Raw genomic sequence first — 16514 nt, 5'->3', positions numbered from 1 at the left:
ACAGCGGGGGCCCTTCGTGGATCACCGGCGCAAGCCGGTCTCCGGTGGAACGGTGTTACTTCATGATCTTCGTGACACGTCCCGAACCGACGGTACGGCCGCCTTCGCGGATCGCGAAGCCGAGGCCCTCTTCCATGGCGATCGGCTGGATGAGCTCGACCGTCATTTCGGTGTTGTCGCCGGGCATGACCATCTCGGTGCCCTCGGGGAGGGTGATGACGCCGGTCACGTCCGTGGTGCGGAAGTAGAACTGCGGGCGGTAGTTCGAGTAGAACGGGTTGTGACGCCCGCCTTCGTCCTTCGCCAGGATGTAGACGTTGGCCTCGAAGTCGGTGTGCGGGGTGATGGAACCCGGCTTCACGATGACCTGGCCGCGCTCGACGTCCTCACGCTTGATGCCGCGGAGCAGGAGGCCACAGTTCTCGCCGGCCCATGCCTCGTCGAGCTGCTTGTGGAACATCTCGATACCGGTGACCGTGGTCTTCTGGACCGGACGGATACCGACGATCTCGACCTCGGAGTTGATGGCGAGGGTTCCACGCTCGGCGCGGCCCGTGACGACGGTTCCACGACCGGTGATCGTGAAGACGTCCTCGACGGGCATGAGGAACGGCTTGTCCTTGTCACGCACGGGGTCAGGAACGTTGTTGTCAACGGCTTCCATGAGGTCCTCGACGGACTTGACCCACTCGGCGTCGCCTTCGAGGGCCTTCAGGCCGGAGACGCGGACGACAGGAGCGTCGTCACCGTCGAAGCCCTGCGAGCTGAGGAGCTCACGCACCTCCATCTCGACGAGATCGAGGAGTTCCTCGTCGTCGACCATGTCGGACTTGTTGAGCGCGACCAGCAGGTAGGGGACGCCGACCTGGCGTGCGAGCAGGACGTGCTCGCGGGTCTGCGCCATCGGGCCGTCAGTGGCGGCGACGACCAGGATCGCACCGTCCATCTGCGCAGCACCGGTGATCATGTTCTTGATGTAGTCGGCGTGGCCGGGGGCGTCTACGTGTGCGTAGTGGCGCTTCTCGGTCTGGTACTCGACGTGCGAGATGTTGATCGTGATGCCGCGCTGCTTCTCCTCGGGAGCCGAGTCGATCGACGCGAAGTCACGCTGCTCGTTGAGAGTGGGGTACTTGTCGTACAGCACCTTCGAAATGGCAGCCGTCAACGTGGTCTTTCCATGGTCGACGTGACCGATGGTGCCGATGTTAACGTGCGGCTTAGTCCGCTCGAACTTTGCCTTCGCCACGGGTTCCTCCTAGAACGTTTGAGAAGAATTGCTTCCCAGCCACGCTGTTCGCGGCTGAAACTCATGCAAGTCTACTGGGGGCTTTTGGTTTTGATGAAATTGCTGGTTGCTGCCGGGACCGCGTGGTCCGGCCGCGGGAGAGCGGGTCAGGCTGCCTGTGGCAGGCCGCCCCGCTCTCCGTGGTTCCCGTCTCCGGGTGTTACTCGCCGCGCGTCTTCTGGATGATCTCGTCGGCCACTGCCTTCGGGACCTCCGAGTAGCTGTCGAACTTCATCGAGTAGACGGCACGGCCCTGGGTCTTCGACCGGAGGTCACCGATGTATCCGAACATGCCCGAGAGGGGCACGTGAGCGGTGATGACCTTGACGCCACTGGCGTCCTCCATCGACTGCATCTGGCCACGGCGGGAGTTGAGGTCACCGATGACTTCACCCATGTATTCCTCAGGGGTGCGGACCTCGACCTCCATCAGCGGCTCGAGCAGAACGGGCTTGGCCATGCGCGCGGCTTCCTTGAACGCCATACGACCGGCGATCTTGAACGCCATCTCCGAGGAGTCGACGTCGTGGTACGCGCCGTCGAGGAGCGTCGCCTTGATCCCGACCACCGGGTAGCCGGCGAGCACGCCGTCGTTCAGCGCATCCTGGATGCCGGCGTCGACACTCGGGATGTACTCGCGCGGCACGCGGCCACCGGTCACCTTGTTGTCGAAGGCGTACATGACACCCTCCTCGACCTCCATCGGCTCGATCGCGATCTGGATCTTCGCGAACTGACCCGAGCCACCCGTCTGCTTCTTGTGGGTGTAGTCGTGCTTGGCGACCTTGCTGCGGATGGTCTCGCGGTAGGCGACCTGGGGCTTGCCCACGTTGGCCTCCACGCGGAACTCGCGGCGCATGCGGTCCACCAGGATGTCCAGGTGGAGCTCGCCCATGCCGGCGATGATCGTCTGCCCGGTGTCCTCGTTGAGGGACACCTGGAACGTCGGGTCCTCGGCCGAGAGCTTCTGGATGGCCGTCGAGAGCTTCTCCTGGTCACCCTTCGTCTTCGGTTCGATGGCCACCGAGATCACGGGTGCCGGGAAGCTCATCGATTCGAGCACGATCTGGTTCGACGAGTCGGAGAGGGTGTCACCGGTGGTGGTGTCCTTCAGCCCGATCGCCGCGTAGATGTGCCCGGCCGAAGCCTCTTCGACGGGGATCTCCTTGTTGGCGTGCATCTGGAAGAGCTTCCCGATGCGCTCCTTCTTGCTCTTGGTGGAGTTCACCAGCTGCGTGCCGGCGGTGACGTGCCCGGAGTAGACGCGGATGAAGGTCAGCTGTCCGAAGAACGGGTGCGTGGCGACTTTGAACGCGAGGGCCGAGAACGGCTCCTCGGTGCTCGGCTTGCGCGTCAGCTCGACCTCTTCGTTCCGGGGATCGTGTCCGATCATCGGGGGGACATCCAGCGGTGAGGGCAGGTAGTCGATGACAGCATCGAGCATCGGCTGCACGCCGCGGTTCTTGAACGCGGAGCCACACAGGATGGGGTAGAGCTCGGAGTTGATCGTCATCTTGCGGATGCCGGCCTTGAGTTCCTCGACGGAGATCTCTTCGCCTTCGAGGTACTTGTTCATGAGCTCGTCCGAGGACTCGGCGACGGTCTCGACGAGGGCCGCGCGGTACTCCTCGGCCTTCTCCTTGAGATCCGCGGGGATCTCCTGGATCTCGTACTTGGCACCCATCGTCACGTCACCCTTGGAGTCACCGGGCCACACGAGAGCACGCATGTAGAGCAGGTCGACGACGCCCACGAAGTCGTTCTCGGCTCCGATGGGGAGCTGCAGCACGAGCGGCTTGGCGCCGAGGCGGCTGATGATCGTGTCCACGGTGAAGTAGAAGTCCGCGCCGAGCTTGTCCATCTTGTTGACGAAGCAGATGCGGGGGACTTCGTACTTGTCGGCCTGGCGCCAGACGGTCTCGGACTGGGGCTCGACGCCCTCCTTGCCGTCGAACACCGCGACGGCGCCGTCGAGCACGCGGAGCGAACGCTCCACCTCGACGGTGAAGTCGACGTGTCCGGGGGTGTCGATGATGTTGATCTGGTTGTTCTCCCAGAAGCAGGTCACGGCGGCAGACGTGATGGTGATGCCGCGCTCCTTCTCCTGTTCCATCCAGTCGGTGGTGGAGGCGCCGTCGTGCGTCTCGCCGATCTTGTGGTTGACACCCGTGTAGAACAGGATGCGCTCGGTAGTAGTGGTCTTGCCGGCATCGATGTGGGCCATGATGCCGATGTTGCGGACCTTGTTGAGGTCGGTAAGCACGTCCTGTGCCACGGTGTCTCCCTTATGACGAGAATGGAGTTCAGCTGGAGCGCCGGCCGGATCGCGACCCTGGGGTCACGACCCGCCCGGCAGTGCTGCTACCAGCGGTAGTGTGCGAAGGCCTTGTTCGACTCGGCCATCTTGTGCGTGTCCTCGCGGCGCTTGACTGCGGCACCGAGACCGTTCGACGCGTCGAGTATCTCGTTCTGCAGGCGCTCGGTCATCGTCTTCTCGCGGCGGGCCTTGGAGTAGCCGACCAGCCAGCGCAGGGCCAGCGCGGTCGAACGACCGGGCTTGACCTCGACGGGCACCTGGTAGGTTGCACCACCGACGCGGCGTGAGCGGACCTCGAGGGTCGGCTTCACGTTGTCCATGGCTTTCTTGAGCGCTGCGACGGGGTCGCCGCCGGACTTGGCACGGGCACCTTCGAGGGCACCGTACACGATGCGCTCTGCGGTGGACTTCTTGCCGTCGACGAGCACCTTGTTGATCAGCTGCGTGACCAGGGGGGAGCCGTAGACGGGATCTACAACGAGCGGCCGCTTCGGGGCCGGGCCCTTACGTGGCATATTACTTCTTCTCCATCTTTGCGCCGTAGCGGCTGCGAGCCTGCTTGCGGTTCTTGACGCCCTGGGTATCCAGCGCGCCACGGACGATCTTGTAGCGGACACCGGGAAGGTCCTTCACACGACCGCCGCGCACGAGCACGATGGAGTGTTCCTGAAGGTTGTGACCGACACCGGGGATGTAGGCGGTGACTTCGATGCCGCCGTTGAGGCGCACGCGGGCCACCTTGCGGAGCGCCGAGTTCGGCTTCTTCGGGGTGGTCGTGTAGACGCGGGTGCAGACGCCGCGCTTCATGGGGCTGCCCTTCAGTGCGGGCGCCTTGGTCTTGGAGACCTTAGGTGTCCGGCCCTTGCGGACCAGCTGGTTAATCGTAGGCACTTTCGTGTTCTCCGTAATGTCTGAAGATGAGATCTCTGTCGCCCTTCTCCGCGGTGGCGGCCACCTCTCGGGGCCGTGCCACCCGAAGTCCGGGATGATCAGTCGTTTGGCGCGACGCCGACCGACAAGCTGCCGCAGAACGACTGTAGGCGTGCGAAAAAGTGGCATTCGCTGTACAACTTACGTACAACACGGAGATACGTTTCGCAACGCCAATCCACTGCCACACAAACAATTACCGTCCAGTCTACCAGAGGTCCGACGGCGACCCGTGCGCTCCCCCGTTCCCTCCGGCTCTTCCCCGTCCTCCGGCTCGGTCCTCCCACACCAGGACAGGCCCCGGACCGTGTGGTCCGGGGCCTGTCCTGAGGACCCTGGCCGCGGAGTGCGGCTGGGGTCCGGGCGTCACCGGGATCGTTCTCCCGGTGACGACGACGTCCTAGCGGAAGTCGCTGTTGCCCATGTCGTAGTCGTCCAGCGGGATCGCGTGGAACTCGGGGCTCAAGCCGCCCTCGACACCGGCGTAGTCGAAGTCGCTGAACGCGCTCGGACCGGTGAACAGGTTCGCCTTGGCCTCCTCCGTGGGCTCGACCGTGACCTTCGTGTAGCGGTCCAGGCCGGTTCCGGCCGGGATGAGCTTACCGATGATGACGTTCTCCTTGAGCCCGAGCAGCGGATCGCTCTTGCCTTCCATGGCGGCCTGCGTGAGGACACGCGTGGTCTCCTGGAAGGAAGCGGCCGACAGCCACGAGTCGGTGGCGAGCGATGCCTTGGTGATCCCCATGAGCTCGGGACGGCCGGAGGCCGGTTTCTTGCCCTCGGACACCACGCGACGGTTCTCGTCCTCGAAGCGGCGACGCTCGGCCAGCTCACCGGGGAGCAGGTCCGACTCGCCGGACTCGATCACGGTGACGCGACGCAGCATCTGGCGGACGATGACCTCGACATGCTTGTCGTGGATACCGACGCCCTGGCTGCGGTACACGCGCTGGACCTCGTCCACCAGGAATTCCTGGGCCTTGCGCGGGCCGAGGATCCGGAGGATCTGCTTCGGGTCGACAGCACCGAAGACGAGCTGCTGCCCGACCTCGACGTGGTCGCCGTCCGACACCAGCAGGCGTGCACGGCGCAGGACCGGGTACGCGATCTCCTCGGACCCGTCGTCGGGCGTGACCACCAGGCGAAGCTGCTTCTCGGCATCCTCGATGGTGACGCGTCCGGCGACCTCGGAGATCGGGGCGACACCCTTGGGTGTACGCGCCTCGAAGAGCTCCTGGATACGGGGCAGACCCTGGGTGATGTCCTCGGCCGAGGCAACACCACCGGTGTGGAAGGTACGCATGGTCAGCTGCGTACCTGGCTCGCCGATGGACTGTGCCGCGATGATGCCGACGGCCTCTCCGATGTCCACGGTCTTGCCGGTCGCGAGCGAGCGGCCGTAGCAGAGGGCACAGGTACCGACGCTGGACTCACAGGTCAGGACCGAGCGGACCTTGATCTCCGTGATGCCGGCCTCGAACAGCTCCCCGATGACGACGTCCCCGAGGTCCGACCCCGCGGCAGCGAGGACAGCGCCCTTGGCGTCGACGACGTCGGTCGCCAGCGTACGGGCGTACGCCGAGTTCTCGACCTCCTCGTGCAGCACCAGCTCACCGTCGGCGTTCGGCACGGCGATCGTGACCTTCAGGCCACGCTCCGTACCGCAGTCGTCCTCGCGGACGATGACGTCCTGCGAGACGTCGACGAGGCGTCGGGTCAGGTAACCCGAGTTCGCTGTCCGCAGCGCAGTGTCCGCGAGGCCCTTACGGGCACCGTGGGTGGCGATGAAGTACTCCAGGACCGACAGGCCCTCGCGGTACGAGGACTTGATCGGACGCGGGATGATCTCGCCCTTGGGGTTTGCCACGAGGCCACGGATACCGGCGATCTGACGGACCTGCAGCCAGTTACCACGGGCACCGGAGGACACCATGCGGTTGATGGTGTTGTCCTTCGGCATGGCGGCACGCATCGAGGCGGCCACCTCGTTGGTGGCCTTGTTCCAGATGTCGATGAGCTCCTGGCGGCGCTCCTCGTCGGCGATGAGGCCCTTGTCGAACTGCGACTGGACCTTGGCGGCCTGCGTCTCGTAGCCCTCCATGATCCCGGCCTTGTTGATCGGCGCGGAGATGTCCGAGATGGCGACGGTGACGCCCGAGCGCGTGGCCCAGTAGAAGCCGGCATCCTTCAGGTTGTCCAGCGTCGCCGCCGTGACGACCTTCGGGTACCGCTCCGCGAGATCGTTGACGATCGTCGAGAGCTGGCCCTTGTCGGCGACCTTCTCCACCCACGGGTAGTCCAGGGGAAGGGTCTCGTTGAACAGGACCTGCCCGAGCGACGTCTCGATGAGTGCAGGCGTCCCCGGCTCCCAGCCCTCGGGAGCGGCGATGTCCGCACTCGGCACGAAGTCGTCGACGCGGATCCGGACCACCGAGTTGAGGTGGAGCGAGCCCATGTCGAACGCCATGATGGCCTCGGCGACGCTCGTGAAGACGCGTCCTTCGCCGGCACTTCCCTCACGCTTGGTGGTGAGGTGGTGCAGACCGATGATCATGTCCTGCGAGGGCAGGGTGACCGGACGGCCGTCGGACGGCTTCAGGATGTTGTTCGAGGAGAGCATCAGGATGCGTGCCTCGGCCTGGGCCTCGGGGCTCAGCGGCAGGTGCACTGCCATCTGGTCGCCGTCGAAGTCCGCGTTGAAGGCGCCACAGACCAGCGGGTGGAGCTGGAGTGCCTTGCCTTCGACGAGCTGCGGTTCGAACGCCTGGATGCCGAGACGGTGCAGGGTGGGTGCACGGTTCAGCAGCACGGGGTGCTCGGTGATGATCTCCTCGAGCACGTCCCACACCTGGGGGCGGTAGCGCTCGACCATGCGCTTGGCGCTCTTGATGTTCTGTGCGTGGTTGAGGTCCACCAGGCGCTTCATCACGAACGGCTTGAAGAGCTCCAGCGCCATCTGCTTGGGCAGACCGCACTGGTGCAGCTTCAGCTGCGGGCCGACGACGATGACCGAACGGCCCGAGTAGTCGACGCGCTTGCCGAGGAGGTTCTGGCGGAAACGACCCTGCTTGCCCTTCAGCATGTCCGAGAGGGACTTCAGGGGACGGTTGCCCGGTCCGGTGACCGGACGGCCACGACGACCGTTGTCGAACAGGGAGTCGACCGCTTCCTGGAGCATGCGCTTCTCGTTGTTCACGATGATCTCGGGGGCACCGAGATCGAGCAGGCGCTTGAGGCGGTTGTTCCTGTTGATGACGCGGCGGTACAGGTCGTTGAGGTCGGACGTCGCGAAGCGGCCACCGTCGAGCTGGACCATCGGGCGCAGCTCCGGCGGGATCACGGGAACGGCGTCGAGGACCATGCCCAGGGGGCTGTTCGTCGTCGTCAGGAAGGCGTTGACCACCTTGAGACGCTTCAGGGCGCGCGTCTTCCGCTGGCCCTTGCCGTTCTGGATGATGTCGCGCAGCATCTCGGCCTCGGCCGGCATGTCGAAGTTCTCGAGGCGCTTCTTGATCGCCTCGGCGCCCATGGAGCCCTCGAAGTACAGTCCGTAGCGGTCGCGCAGCTCGCGGTACAGGCCTTCGTCACCCTCGAGGTCGGCGACCTTGAGGGTCTTGAAGCGCTCCCACACCTGGACGAGGCGCTCGATGTCGGCGTCCGCACGCTTGCGGACGTTCGCCATCTGGCGGTCGGCCGAGTCGCGGGCCTTCTTCTTGTCGGCAGCCTTGGCGCCCTCACCCTCGAGGCGGGCGAGCTCGTCCTCGAGGTCCTTGGCGATCGCGGCGATGTCGGAGTCGCGCTGGTCCGTCATCTGCTTCTTCTCGAGGTCGTGCTCGGCCTGGAGGTTGGGCAGCTCGGCGTGGCGGTTCTCCTCGTCGACCGAGGTGATCATGTACGCAGCGAAGTAGATGACCTTCTCGAGGTCCTTCGGAGCGAGGTCCAGCAGGTAGCCGAGGCGCGAGGGAACGCCCTTGAAGTACCAGATGTGGGTGACGGGAGCGGCGAGCTCGATGTGGCCCATGCGCTCGCGACGGACCTTGGCGCGGGTGACCTCGACGCCGCAGCGCTCGCAGATGATGCCCTTGAAGCGCACGCGCTTGTACTTGCCGCAGTAGCACTCCCAGTCACGGGAAGGGCCGAAGATCTTCTCGCAGAAGAGGCCGTCCTTCTCGGGCTTGAGCGTGCGGTAGTTGATGGTTTCCGGCTTCTTGACCTCGCCGTAGGACCAACCGCGGATTTCGTCCGCGGTGGCAAGGCCGATTCGCATGAGGCCGAAGGAGGATTCGCTGGACATAGGGTCCCTGTTCTCTCTTTGTTCTCTAAATTCTTGAAGTCTTATGGGGTGCGGCGGAAAGCCGGGCGGATGCCGTACCGGTGTTCGAGGAAGGGGCCTTCAATATTTCAAGGCCGCTCGCGGCCGCGGAAATTTCGTTGGCCCCGTTCGAACGCCGGTACGGCGTCCTGAAACCTAGACTTCCTCGACAGAGCTCGGCTCGGCCCGTGAGAGGTCGATGCCCAGTTCCTCCGCGGCCCGGAAGACTTCTTCATCCGAGTCACGCATCTCGATCGTCGTACCGTCGGTGGAAAGGACTTCCACGTTCAGGCAGAGCGACTGCATTTCCTTGATCAGCACCTTGAAGGACTCGGGGACACCCGGCTCGGGGATGTTCTCGCCCTTGACGATGGCCTCGTACACCTTGACGCGTCCGTGGATGTCGTCCGACTTGATGGTCAGGAGTTCCTGAAGCGTGTAGGCCGCGCCGTAGGCCTCGAGGGCCCAGACTTCCATCTCACCGAAGCGCTGGCCACCGAACTGCGCCTTACCACCCAGCGGCTGCTGCGTGATCATCGAGTACGGTCCCGTCGAGCGGGCGTGGATCTTGTCGTCCACCAGGTGGTGAAGCTTCAGGATGTACATGTAGCCGACGGAGATCGGGTCCGGGAACGGCTCGCCGGAGCGGCCGTCGAACAGGCGCGCCTTGCCGGACTCGCCGATGAGGCGCTGTCCGTCACGCGTGACGTTCGTGGAGCCCAGCAGGCCGACGATCTCGTCCTCGGTGGCGCCGTCGAACACGGGGGTCGCGACGGTGGTCGAGGAGATCTCCCGGGGAAGGTTCGGGAGATTCTTCATCCACTCGGGGTCACCCTCGATCTTCCAGCCCTGCTTGGCTGCCCAGCCGAGGTGGATCTCGAGGACCTGGCCGACGTTCATGCGGCCCGGGACACCCAGCGGGTTCAGGACGATGTCGACGGGCGTGCCGTCCTCCATGAACGGCATGTCCTCGATCGGGAGGATCTTGGAGATGACGCCCTTGTTGCCGTGGCGGCCGGCGAGCTTGTCGCCGTCCGTGATCTTGCGCTTCTGTGCCACGTAGACGCGGACCAGCTGGTTGACGCCCGGGGGCAGCTCGTCGTCGTTGTCGCGGTCGAAGATGCGCACACCGATGACCGTGCCCGACTCGCCGTGGGGCACCTTCAGGGAGGTGTCGCGGACCTCACGGCTCTTCTCGCCGAAGATGGCGCGCAGCAGGCGCTCCTCCGGGGTCAGTTCCGTCTCGCCCTTGGGTGTGACGCGGCCGACGAGGATGTCCCCTGCTTCGACCTCGGCACCGATGTGGATGATGCCGCGCTCGTCGAGCGCTCCGAGGACTTCCTCGGACACGTTCGGGATGTCACGCGTGATCTCCTCGGCACCGAGCTTGGTGTCGCGGGCATCGACTTCGTGCTCCTCGATGTGGATCGACGTCAGGACATCGTCGGAGACGATGCGCTGCGACAGGATGATCGCGTCCTCGAAGTTGTGACCCTCCCAGGACATGAATGCCACGAGCATGTTCTTGCCCAGCGCGAGCTCACCCTGGTCGGTCGACGGACCGTCCGCGATGATCGTGTTGAACTCGACGCGGTCGCCCTCGGCGACCAGGACACGCTGGTTGTACGCGTTGCCCTGGTTGGAGCGGGCGAACTTCATGATCGGGTAGTTCGTCTCGGTGCCGTCGTCGTTGAGGATGCTGACCAGGTCGGCCGACACCTCCTTGACGACGCCGGCCTTCGTCGCGGTGACGGCGTCACCGGCGTCGACGGCTGCGTTCTTCTCCATTCCGGTGCCCACGAGGGGACGCTCGGAGCGGAGCAGGGGCACGGCCTGGCGCTGCATGTTCGCGCCCATGAGGGCGCGGTTGGCGTCGTCGTGCTCCAGGAACGGGATCATCGCGGTTGCGACGGACACCATCTGGCGCGGGGAGACGTCCATGTACTCGACCTCGTCGGGCGTGACGAGCACGGGCTCGCCCGAACCACCACGGGTCCGCACCAGGACCATGTCCTCGGTGAAGGTGCTGTTCGCATCGAGGGGCGCGTTCGCCTGGGCGATGAGGCGCTCCACCTCGTCGTCCGCGGTCAGGTAGTCGATCTGGTCGGTGACGATGCCGTCGACGACCTTGCGGTACGGGGTCTCGATGAAGCCGAACGCGTTGATGCGGCCGTACGAGGCGAGCGAACCGATGAGGCCGATGTTCGGGCCTTCAGGGGTCTCGATGGGGCACATGCGTCCGTAGTGCGAGGGGTGGACGTCACGGACCTCCATGCCTGCGCGGTCACGGGACAGACCACCAGGGCCCAGCGCGGACAGGCGACGCTTGTGCGTCAGGCCGGCGAGCGGGTTGTTCTGGTCCATGAACTGCGACAGCTGGGAGGTTCCGAAGAACTCCTTGATCGCGGCCACGACGGGACGGATGTTGATCAGGGTCTGCGGCGTGATGGCCTCGACGTCCTGGGTCGTCATGCGCTCTCGGACGACGCGCTCCATGCGGGACAGGCCGGTGCGGACCTGGTTCTCGATGAGCTCGCCCACGGCGCGGATCCGGCGGTTGCCGAAGTGGTCGATGTCGTCGACCTCGACGCGGAGCTCCACGTCGCCGCCGTCGCGCTTGCCGCCGAGGGTCTTGTCCCCGGCGTGCAGGGCCACCAGGAACTTGATCATCGCGACGATGTCGTCGATGTTCAGCACCGAGGCGTCGGAGTCCGTGAGGTCCTTGTCGATCCCGAGCTTGCGGTTGATCTTGTACCGGCCGACCTTCGCGAGGTCGTAGCGCTTCGGGTTGAAGTACAGGTTGTCCAGGAGGGTCTGGGCAGCCTCGACCGTGGGGGGCTCGCCCGGTCGCAGCTTGCGGTAGATGTCGAGGAGGGCGTCCTCGCGGGTCTCCGTCGCGTCCTTCTCCATGGTGGCCCGGATGGAGTCGTACTGGCCGAACTCCTCCAGGATCTGGCCCTCGGTCCAGCCGAGCGCCTTGAGCAGGACGGTGACGGACTGCTTGCGCTTGCGGTCGAGGCGGACGCCGACCTGGTCGCGCTTGTCGATCTCGAGCTCGAACCAGGCACCGCGCGACGGGATGATCTTCGCGCTGAAGATGTCCTTGTCACTGGTCTTGTCGGCGGTGCGCTCGAAGTAGGCGCCCGGCGAACGGACGAGCTGCGACACGACAACGCGCTCCGTGCCGTTGATGACGAAGGTGCCCTTGTCTGTCATGAGGGGGAAGTCACCCATGAACACGGTCTGCTGCTTGATCTCACCCGTGTTGTTGTTCATGAACTCGGCCTTGACGTACAGCGGGGCGGAGTAGGTCGCGTCGCGATCCTTGCACTCGGCCATCGTGTACTTGGGGTCGGCGAACTCCGGCTCGGAGAAGCTCAGGGACATGGTGCCCTGGAAGTCCTCGATCGGGGAGATCTCTTCGAAGATGTCGGCCAGACCGGAGGTCGTGGCCACACCCTGCAGGCCCTTCTCCAGTGCTTCCTCGACGCGCGCCTTCCAGCGCTCGTTCCCGATCAGCCAGTCGAAACTGTCCGTCTGCAGGGCAAGGAGATTGGGAACGTCCAGCGGTTCGTGAATCTTTGCGAATGAGAGCCGGGGTGCGGCGCCGTCGGCGTCGACCTGGCTGGTAGCGGTTGCATTATTAGAGGTGCTCGGGGCGACCAAGAGGGATCCTTCCACAGACCGTCAGGCTTGTCAGCGCCCTCGCCTCGGCACCGCCACCGCAGGATGCTGCGGGGATCTCAGTGCTCACCGGAGTCTACTCGCGCGATTCCCAACCAGGTGGCCAGGTAGAACGACGAGAGCAGAGCAAAGCCCACCGCTATATGAAGGCTGAGGTTCAGAGGGAAGACGCAAAGACCTACACTACGGCACGCGCAGCGTTAAGTCCAATAGCGCTTCTCCCCCATCACCGTCAAGCCCGCCGCGCCCGGGAGGAGCGAGATCGGCGCGCAGCCTAGCCGAGCGCCGGCTCCGGCAGGGGTCCCGTACTCGTGTCCCCACGCAGCCGCTTCACCATCAGCTCGGCACTGATCAGGCACATCGGGATCCCGATGCCCGGCACCGTGGAACTGCCCGCGTAGAAGAGGTTGGCGACCTTCTCGCTCCGGTTCGAACCGCGGAAGAAGGCACTCTGCTTCAGGATGTGCGCCGGCCCGAGGCTCGTCCCGCGCCAGGCATTCAGGTCGGTGGCGAAGTCCTGGGGACCGTAGCTGCGCCGGACCACGATCCGCTCCGCCAGGTCCGGGATCCCCGCCCACCCGGAGATCTGCGCGATGACCTCGTCGGCGATCTCCTCGACCCGGGCGTCTCCCCCGCGATCCAGCCCGCCCTTGCCGATGGTCACGTCAGCGGGGATCGGCACCAGGACGAAGACGTTCTCGTGCCCCTCCGGCGCCACGGAGCCGTCGGTCGCGCTCGGGCGGCAGACGTAGAGCGACGCCGGTGACGGCACCGAGGTCTCCTTGCCGAAGATCCGGCCGAAATTGTCGCGCCAGTCCGTGGTGAACAGCAGTGTGTGGTGCTCGAGCTGCGGCAGGCTCCCCCGGACGCCGAGGTAGAGCAGCAGGGCGCTCGGACCGGGGACGCGCTTCTCCCAGTACTTCTCGGGATAGGTCTGCAGGGGCGTGGGCAGCAGCGTGGTCTCGGTGTGGTGGAGGTCCGCGGCGGAGACGACGATGTCGGCGTCGAGCGTCGTGGCCGCTCCCGCGGACCGGTACGTCACCGACCGCACCGATGCCGCCCTGCGGTCCAGCGGCGACCGGCCCGGTGTCCGGGGATCGGTGTCGATCGAGACGACGTCGGCGCCCGTCCGGATCGTCACGCCGGCCGCCACCGCCACGCGCTGCATCGCCTCGACCAGCGTGGTGAAGCCGCCCATCGGATAGAGGACGCCGTCGTCGAGGTCGAGATGGCTCATGAGGTGGTACATGCTCGGCGCGTCGAACGGCGAACTGCCGAGGAACACGGCCGGGTAACCGAGGATCTGCTGGATCCTCGGATCCTTGAAGCGCTTCTCGACGAAGGACTGCAGCGGCTGCAGCAGGAGCGAGCCGATGCGCGGGAGCCGCCTGAGGACGTCCGGCCGGACGAACGGCAGGAAGGACTGGAAGGTCGAGTAGAGGAAGCGCTTCTTCGCGATCTCGTAGGCGTCCTCGGCGGAGTCGAGGTACTTCGACAGCTGCTCCCCCGCGCCCTCCTCCATCGACTCGAAGAGCTTGGTCACCGCCTCGCGTTCGGCGGGCACGTCGACGGAGCCGCCCTGCTCGAACATCACGCGGTAGCCGGGGTCGAGCAGCCGGAGGTCCAGTTCCTTCGCGGCGCTCGTACCCATCATCCTGAAGAAGTGGTCGATCACCTCGGGCATCAGGTACCAGGACGGCCCGGTGTCGAAGCGGAAGCCGTCGTGTTCCCACGATCCCGCGCGTCCGCCGACCTGGTCGCGCTTCTCGAGCAGCGTCACGTCGTGGCCCTCACGCGCGAGGAGCGCCGCCGTCGCCAGTCCGCCGATCCCGCCGCCGATCACGACGACGTCCTGTCCGCCCACGCGCGCACGTCCGTTCTGCTCGGTTGTCATGCCGTCCTCTCCTGCGCGGCGAGTTCCGGTACCGCGCGACCGGTGAAGGCTTTCGCCATGATGCGGAACTTCACCAGATTGGGAACCCGGATCCGTGCCCTGAGCAGGTCGTCGGCCGGAGTCCGCCTCAGCCGCAGGGCGAGTTCGGTGAACAGGCCCTGGGCGAGGGCGACGGCGCGGCGGGGGGTGGCAGGCAGGCCCGGGAGGGCCGCGGCGGAGATGCGGAGATCCTCGTCGATGTCCGCGAGGAGTCGGAGCTTGTCCGCTTCGGTGAAGTTCCCCGGACGGACGCCCGGGAAATAGCTGCGGCCGAGGGTGGAGAAGTCCTCCGCGAGGTCGCGCAGGAAGTTGATCTTCTGGAACGCGGCCCCGAGGTGGCGCGCGCCGTCCACGAGCACGGCGTCCTCCTCCGCGGTCACGCGCCGTCCGACGAGGAACGCCCGCAGGCACATCAGGCCGACGACCTCCGCCGATCCGTAGACGTACCGGTCGAAGGACTCCTGGTCGTGCTCGCTCTGCGTGATGTCGGCGCGCATGGAGGCGAAGAACGGACGGGTGAGCTCCGTGCCGATGCCGGTGGTCCGGGCCGTGACCGCGAAGGCGTGCACCACGAGGTTGGCGCTGTATCCCGTGGCCATGGCCGTCTCGGTGTCACGCTCGAGGCCGTCGAGCAACTGCTCCACGACGTCCGCGGAGAGGCCCGCCCCGGCCGCGGCGCCGTCCACAATCTCGTCCGCCACGCGCACCAGCGCATAGACGGCCTCGATGTGGCTCCGCGTGGTGCGATCGAGGATGCGGGACGCCATGCCGAACGACGTCGAGTAGCAGCGGATGACCTCGGCGGAGGTCTTCAGTGCAGCCGCGTTGTAGCGGGCGAGCGAGTCCTCGACGCCCACCTAGTGAACCCGGTCCACGACGGCGGACACGACCGGCTCGAGGGCGGACCGGAGGGCGGACGGCACGACGTCGGACTCGAGGTGGGTCCGGGCCCGCGACGCGTAGTCCGCCGCGAGGTCCGCCGAGTAGTCCTTCGCTCCGCTCTCGACGAGGACACGCCTCACGTAGTCGGCCTCGGCGGCGGACATGCCCGGCGTGCCGATGAGCGCGGAGATGCTCTCCCACTCGGGGCGGGAGGAGACGTAGGAGAGCAGGGCCGTGCGCTTGCCCTCGCGCAGGTCGCCCCAGTTGGTCTTGCCCGTGCGGGTCTCGTTGCCGAACACCCCGAGGAGGTCGTCCGCGATCTGGTAGGCGATCCCCGCGTCGCGCCCGAAGTCGCCCAGCCGGTCGACCACTTCCTCCTCGGCACCGGCCAGGACGGCACCGGCCTGCAAGGGGCCCTCGAAGGAGTACACGGAGGTCTTCAGCCGGGCCATCTGGACGATGTCCTCGAGCGGGGGCATGGAGCGGTCGAGCGACGTCTCGATGTCGAGGAACTCGCCCGCCGCCGAGGCGAAGACCGCTTCGTCGAGGATCTCGCCGAGCCTGCGCCGTACGGCCGGCGGCGCCTCGACGCGCTCTAGCAGGCGGTAGGCGTTCGACAGGGCCAGGTCCCCGGCGATGACACCGGCGGAGAAACCGACGTGGCGGGCCGCCTCGGGCGACATGCCGGCCGACTCGGCGATGCTGCGATAGCGACCGGAGACGTTCGGGATCCCCCTGCGGACGAAGTCGCGGTCGATGACGTCGTCGTGCACGATCAGTGCGGTGTGCAGCAATTCGAAGGCCGCGCCCACCCCGGCTGCATTGTCGAGGTCGCGGCCACCGAGCATCTGGTAGGCGGACATGACGAGCCGGGGCCGGAATCGCTTGCCCCCGGCGGTGCAGCGTTCGAGGGTCTCCCACAGGCCGTGGTAGCCGGGGCCCACCTTCGCCGCCCGGACCTTCGATTCATCGAAGAGCCGGTCGAGCGCACCCTCGACCTGCTCGAGCCCGACGGGCTCGACCAGCAGAGTGTCCATGTCCATAGGTAAAGTAAACAACGAGAAGGGCGCCCCTGACGAAACGCGGGGCGAATGCAGCCGGACCGATCACCGCCACGCAGCGGACAGCGTGCGTGCGCACGGCGCGGGCGATCACCGGGCAACCGACGACC

9 protein-coding genes are annotated in these 16514 nt (G+C 66.0%); all 9 read right to left on the bottom strand.

What is annotated here, in order from left to right:
* Positions 1 to 55: 55 nt before the first annotated feature.
* The 9 genes from tuf to ASF21_RS05975 all read right to left on the bottom strand — a co-directional run bounded on the left by tuf (position 56) and on the right by ASF21_RS05975 (position 16380).
* Positions 56 to 1246, bottom strand: a complete 1191-nt coding sequence (gene tuf, locus ASF21_RS06015; protein WP_055768056.1) for an elongation factor Tu — start codon at positions 1244 to 1246, stop codon at positions 56 to 58.
* A gap of 199 nt (positions 1247 to 1445) precedes the next feature.
* Positions 1446 to 3560: an elongation factor G gene (fusA, locus tag ASF21_RS06010; RefSeq protein WP_055768051.1), complete on the bottom strand. Its 2115-nt coding sequence runs from the start codon at positions 3558 to 3560 to the stop codon at positions 1446 to 1448.
* An 86-nt stretch (positions 3561 to 3646) separates the two neighbouring features.
* The gene (gene rpsG, locus ASF21_RS06005; protein ID WP_043440595.1) at positions 3647 to 4117 is read right to left on the bottom strand and encodes a 30S ribosomal protein S7; all 471 of its coding nucleotides are present in this window, start codon (positions 4115 to 4117) and stop codon (positions 3647 to 3649) included.
* Between the two features lies 1 nt (position 4118).
* Positions 4119 to 4493 carry a 30S ribosomal protein S12 gene (gene rpsL, locus ASF21_RS06000; protein WP_043440593.1) on the bottom strand — a complete coding sequence of 125 codons (375 nt, stop codon included), beginning with the start codon at positions 4491 to 4493 and terminating at the stop codon, positions 4119 to 4121.
* 439 nt (positions 4494 to 4932) lie between these two features.
* Positions 4933 to 8826: a DNA-directed RNA polymerase subunit beta' gene (locus ASF21_RS05995; protein ID WP_055768048.1), complete on the bottom strand. Its 3894-nt coding sequence runs from the start codon at positions 8824 to 8826 to the stop codon at positions 4933 to 4935.
* Between the two features lie 174 nt (positions 8827 to 9000).
* Complete coding sequence (rpoB, locus tag ASF21_RS05990; protein ID WP_055768045.1) at positions 9001 to 12510, bottom strand: DNA-directed RNA polymerase subunit beta; 3510 nt, start codon at positions 12508 to 12510, stop codon at positions 9001 to 9003.
* A gap of 292 nt (positions 12511 to 12802) precedes the next feature.
* Positions 12803 to 14422, bottom strand: coding sequence for a phytoene desaturase family protein (gene crtI / locus ASF21_RS05985; protein ID WP_200914773.1), 1620 nt, complete (start codon positions 14420 to 14422; stop codon positions 12803 to 12805).
* Positions 14419 to 15318 (bottom strand): phytoene/squalene synthase family protein, encoded by a 900-nt coding sequence (locus ASF21_RS05980; protein WP_055768042.1) that lies wholly within the window; start codon positions 15316 to 15318, stop codon positions 14419 to 14421. The genes crtI and ASF21_RS05980 overlap by 4 nt, the downstream gene beginning before the upstream one ends.
* Positions 15319 to 16380, bottom strand: a complete 1062-nt coding sequence (locus ASF21_RS05975) for a polyprenyl synthetase family protein (protein ID WP_235498665.1) — start codon at positions 16378 to 16380, stop codon at positions 15319 to 15321.
* Positions 16381 to 16514: the final 134 nt, after the last annotated feature.

This window comes from Arthrobacter sp. Leaf234 (genome assembly GCF_001422665.1).
In the GTDB taxonomy this organism is placed as follows: domain Bacteria; phylum Actinomycetota; class Actinomycetes; order Actinomycetales; family Micrococcaceae; genus Arthrobacter_D.
This window is presented reverse-complemented; position numbering and strand designations above follow the sequence as displayed.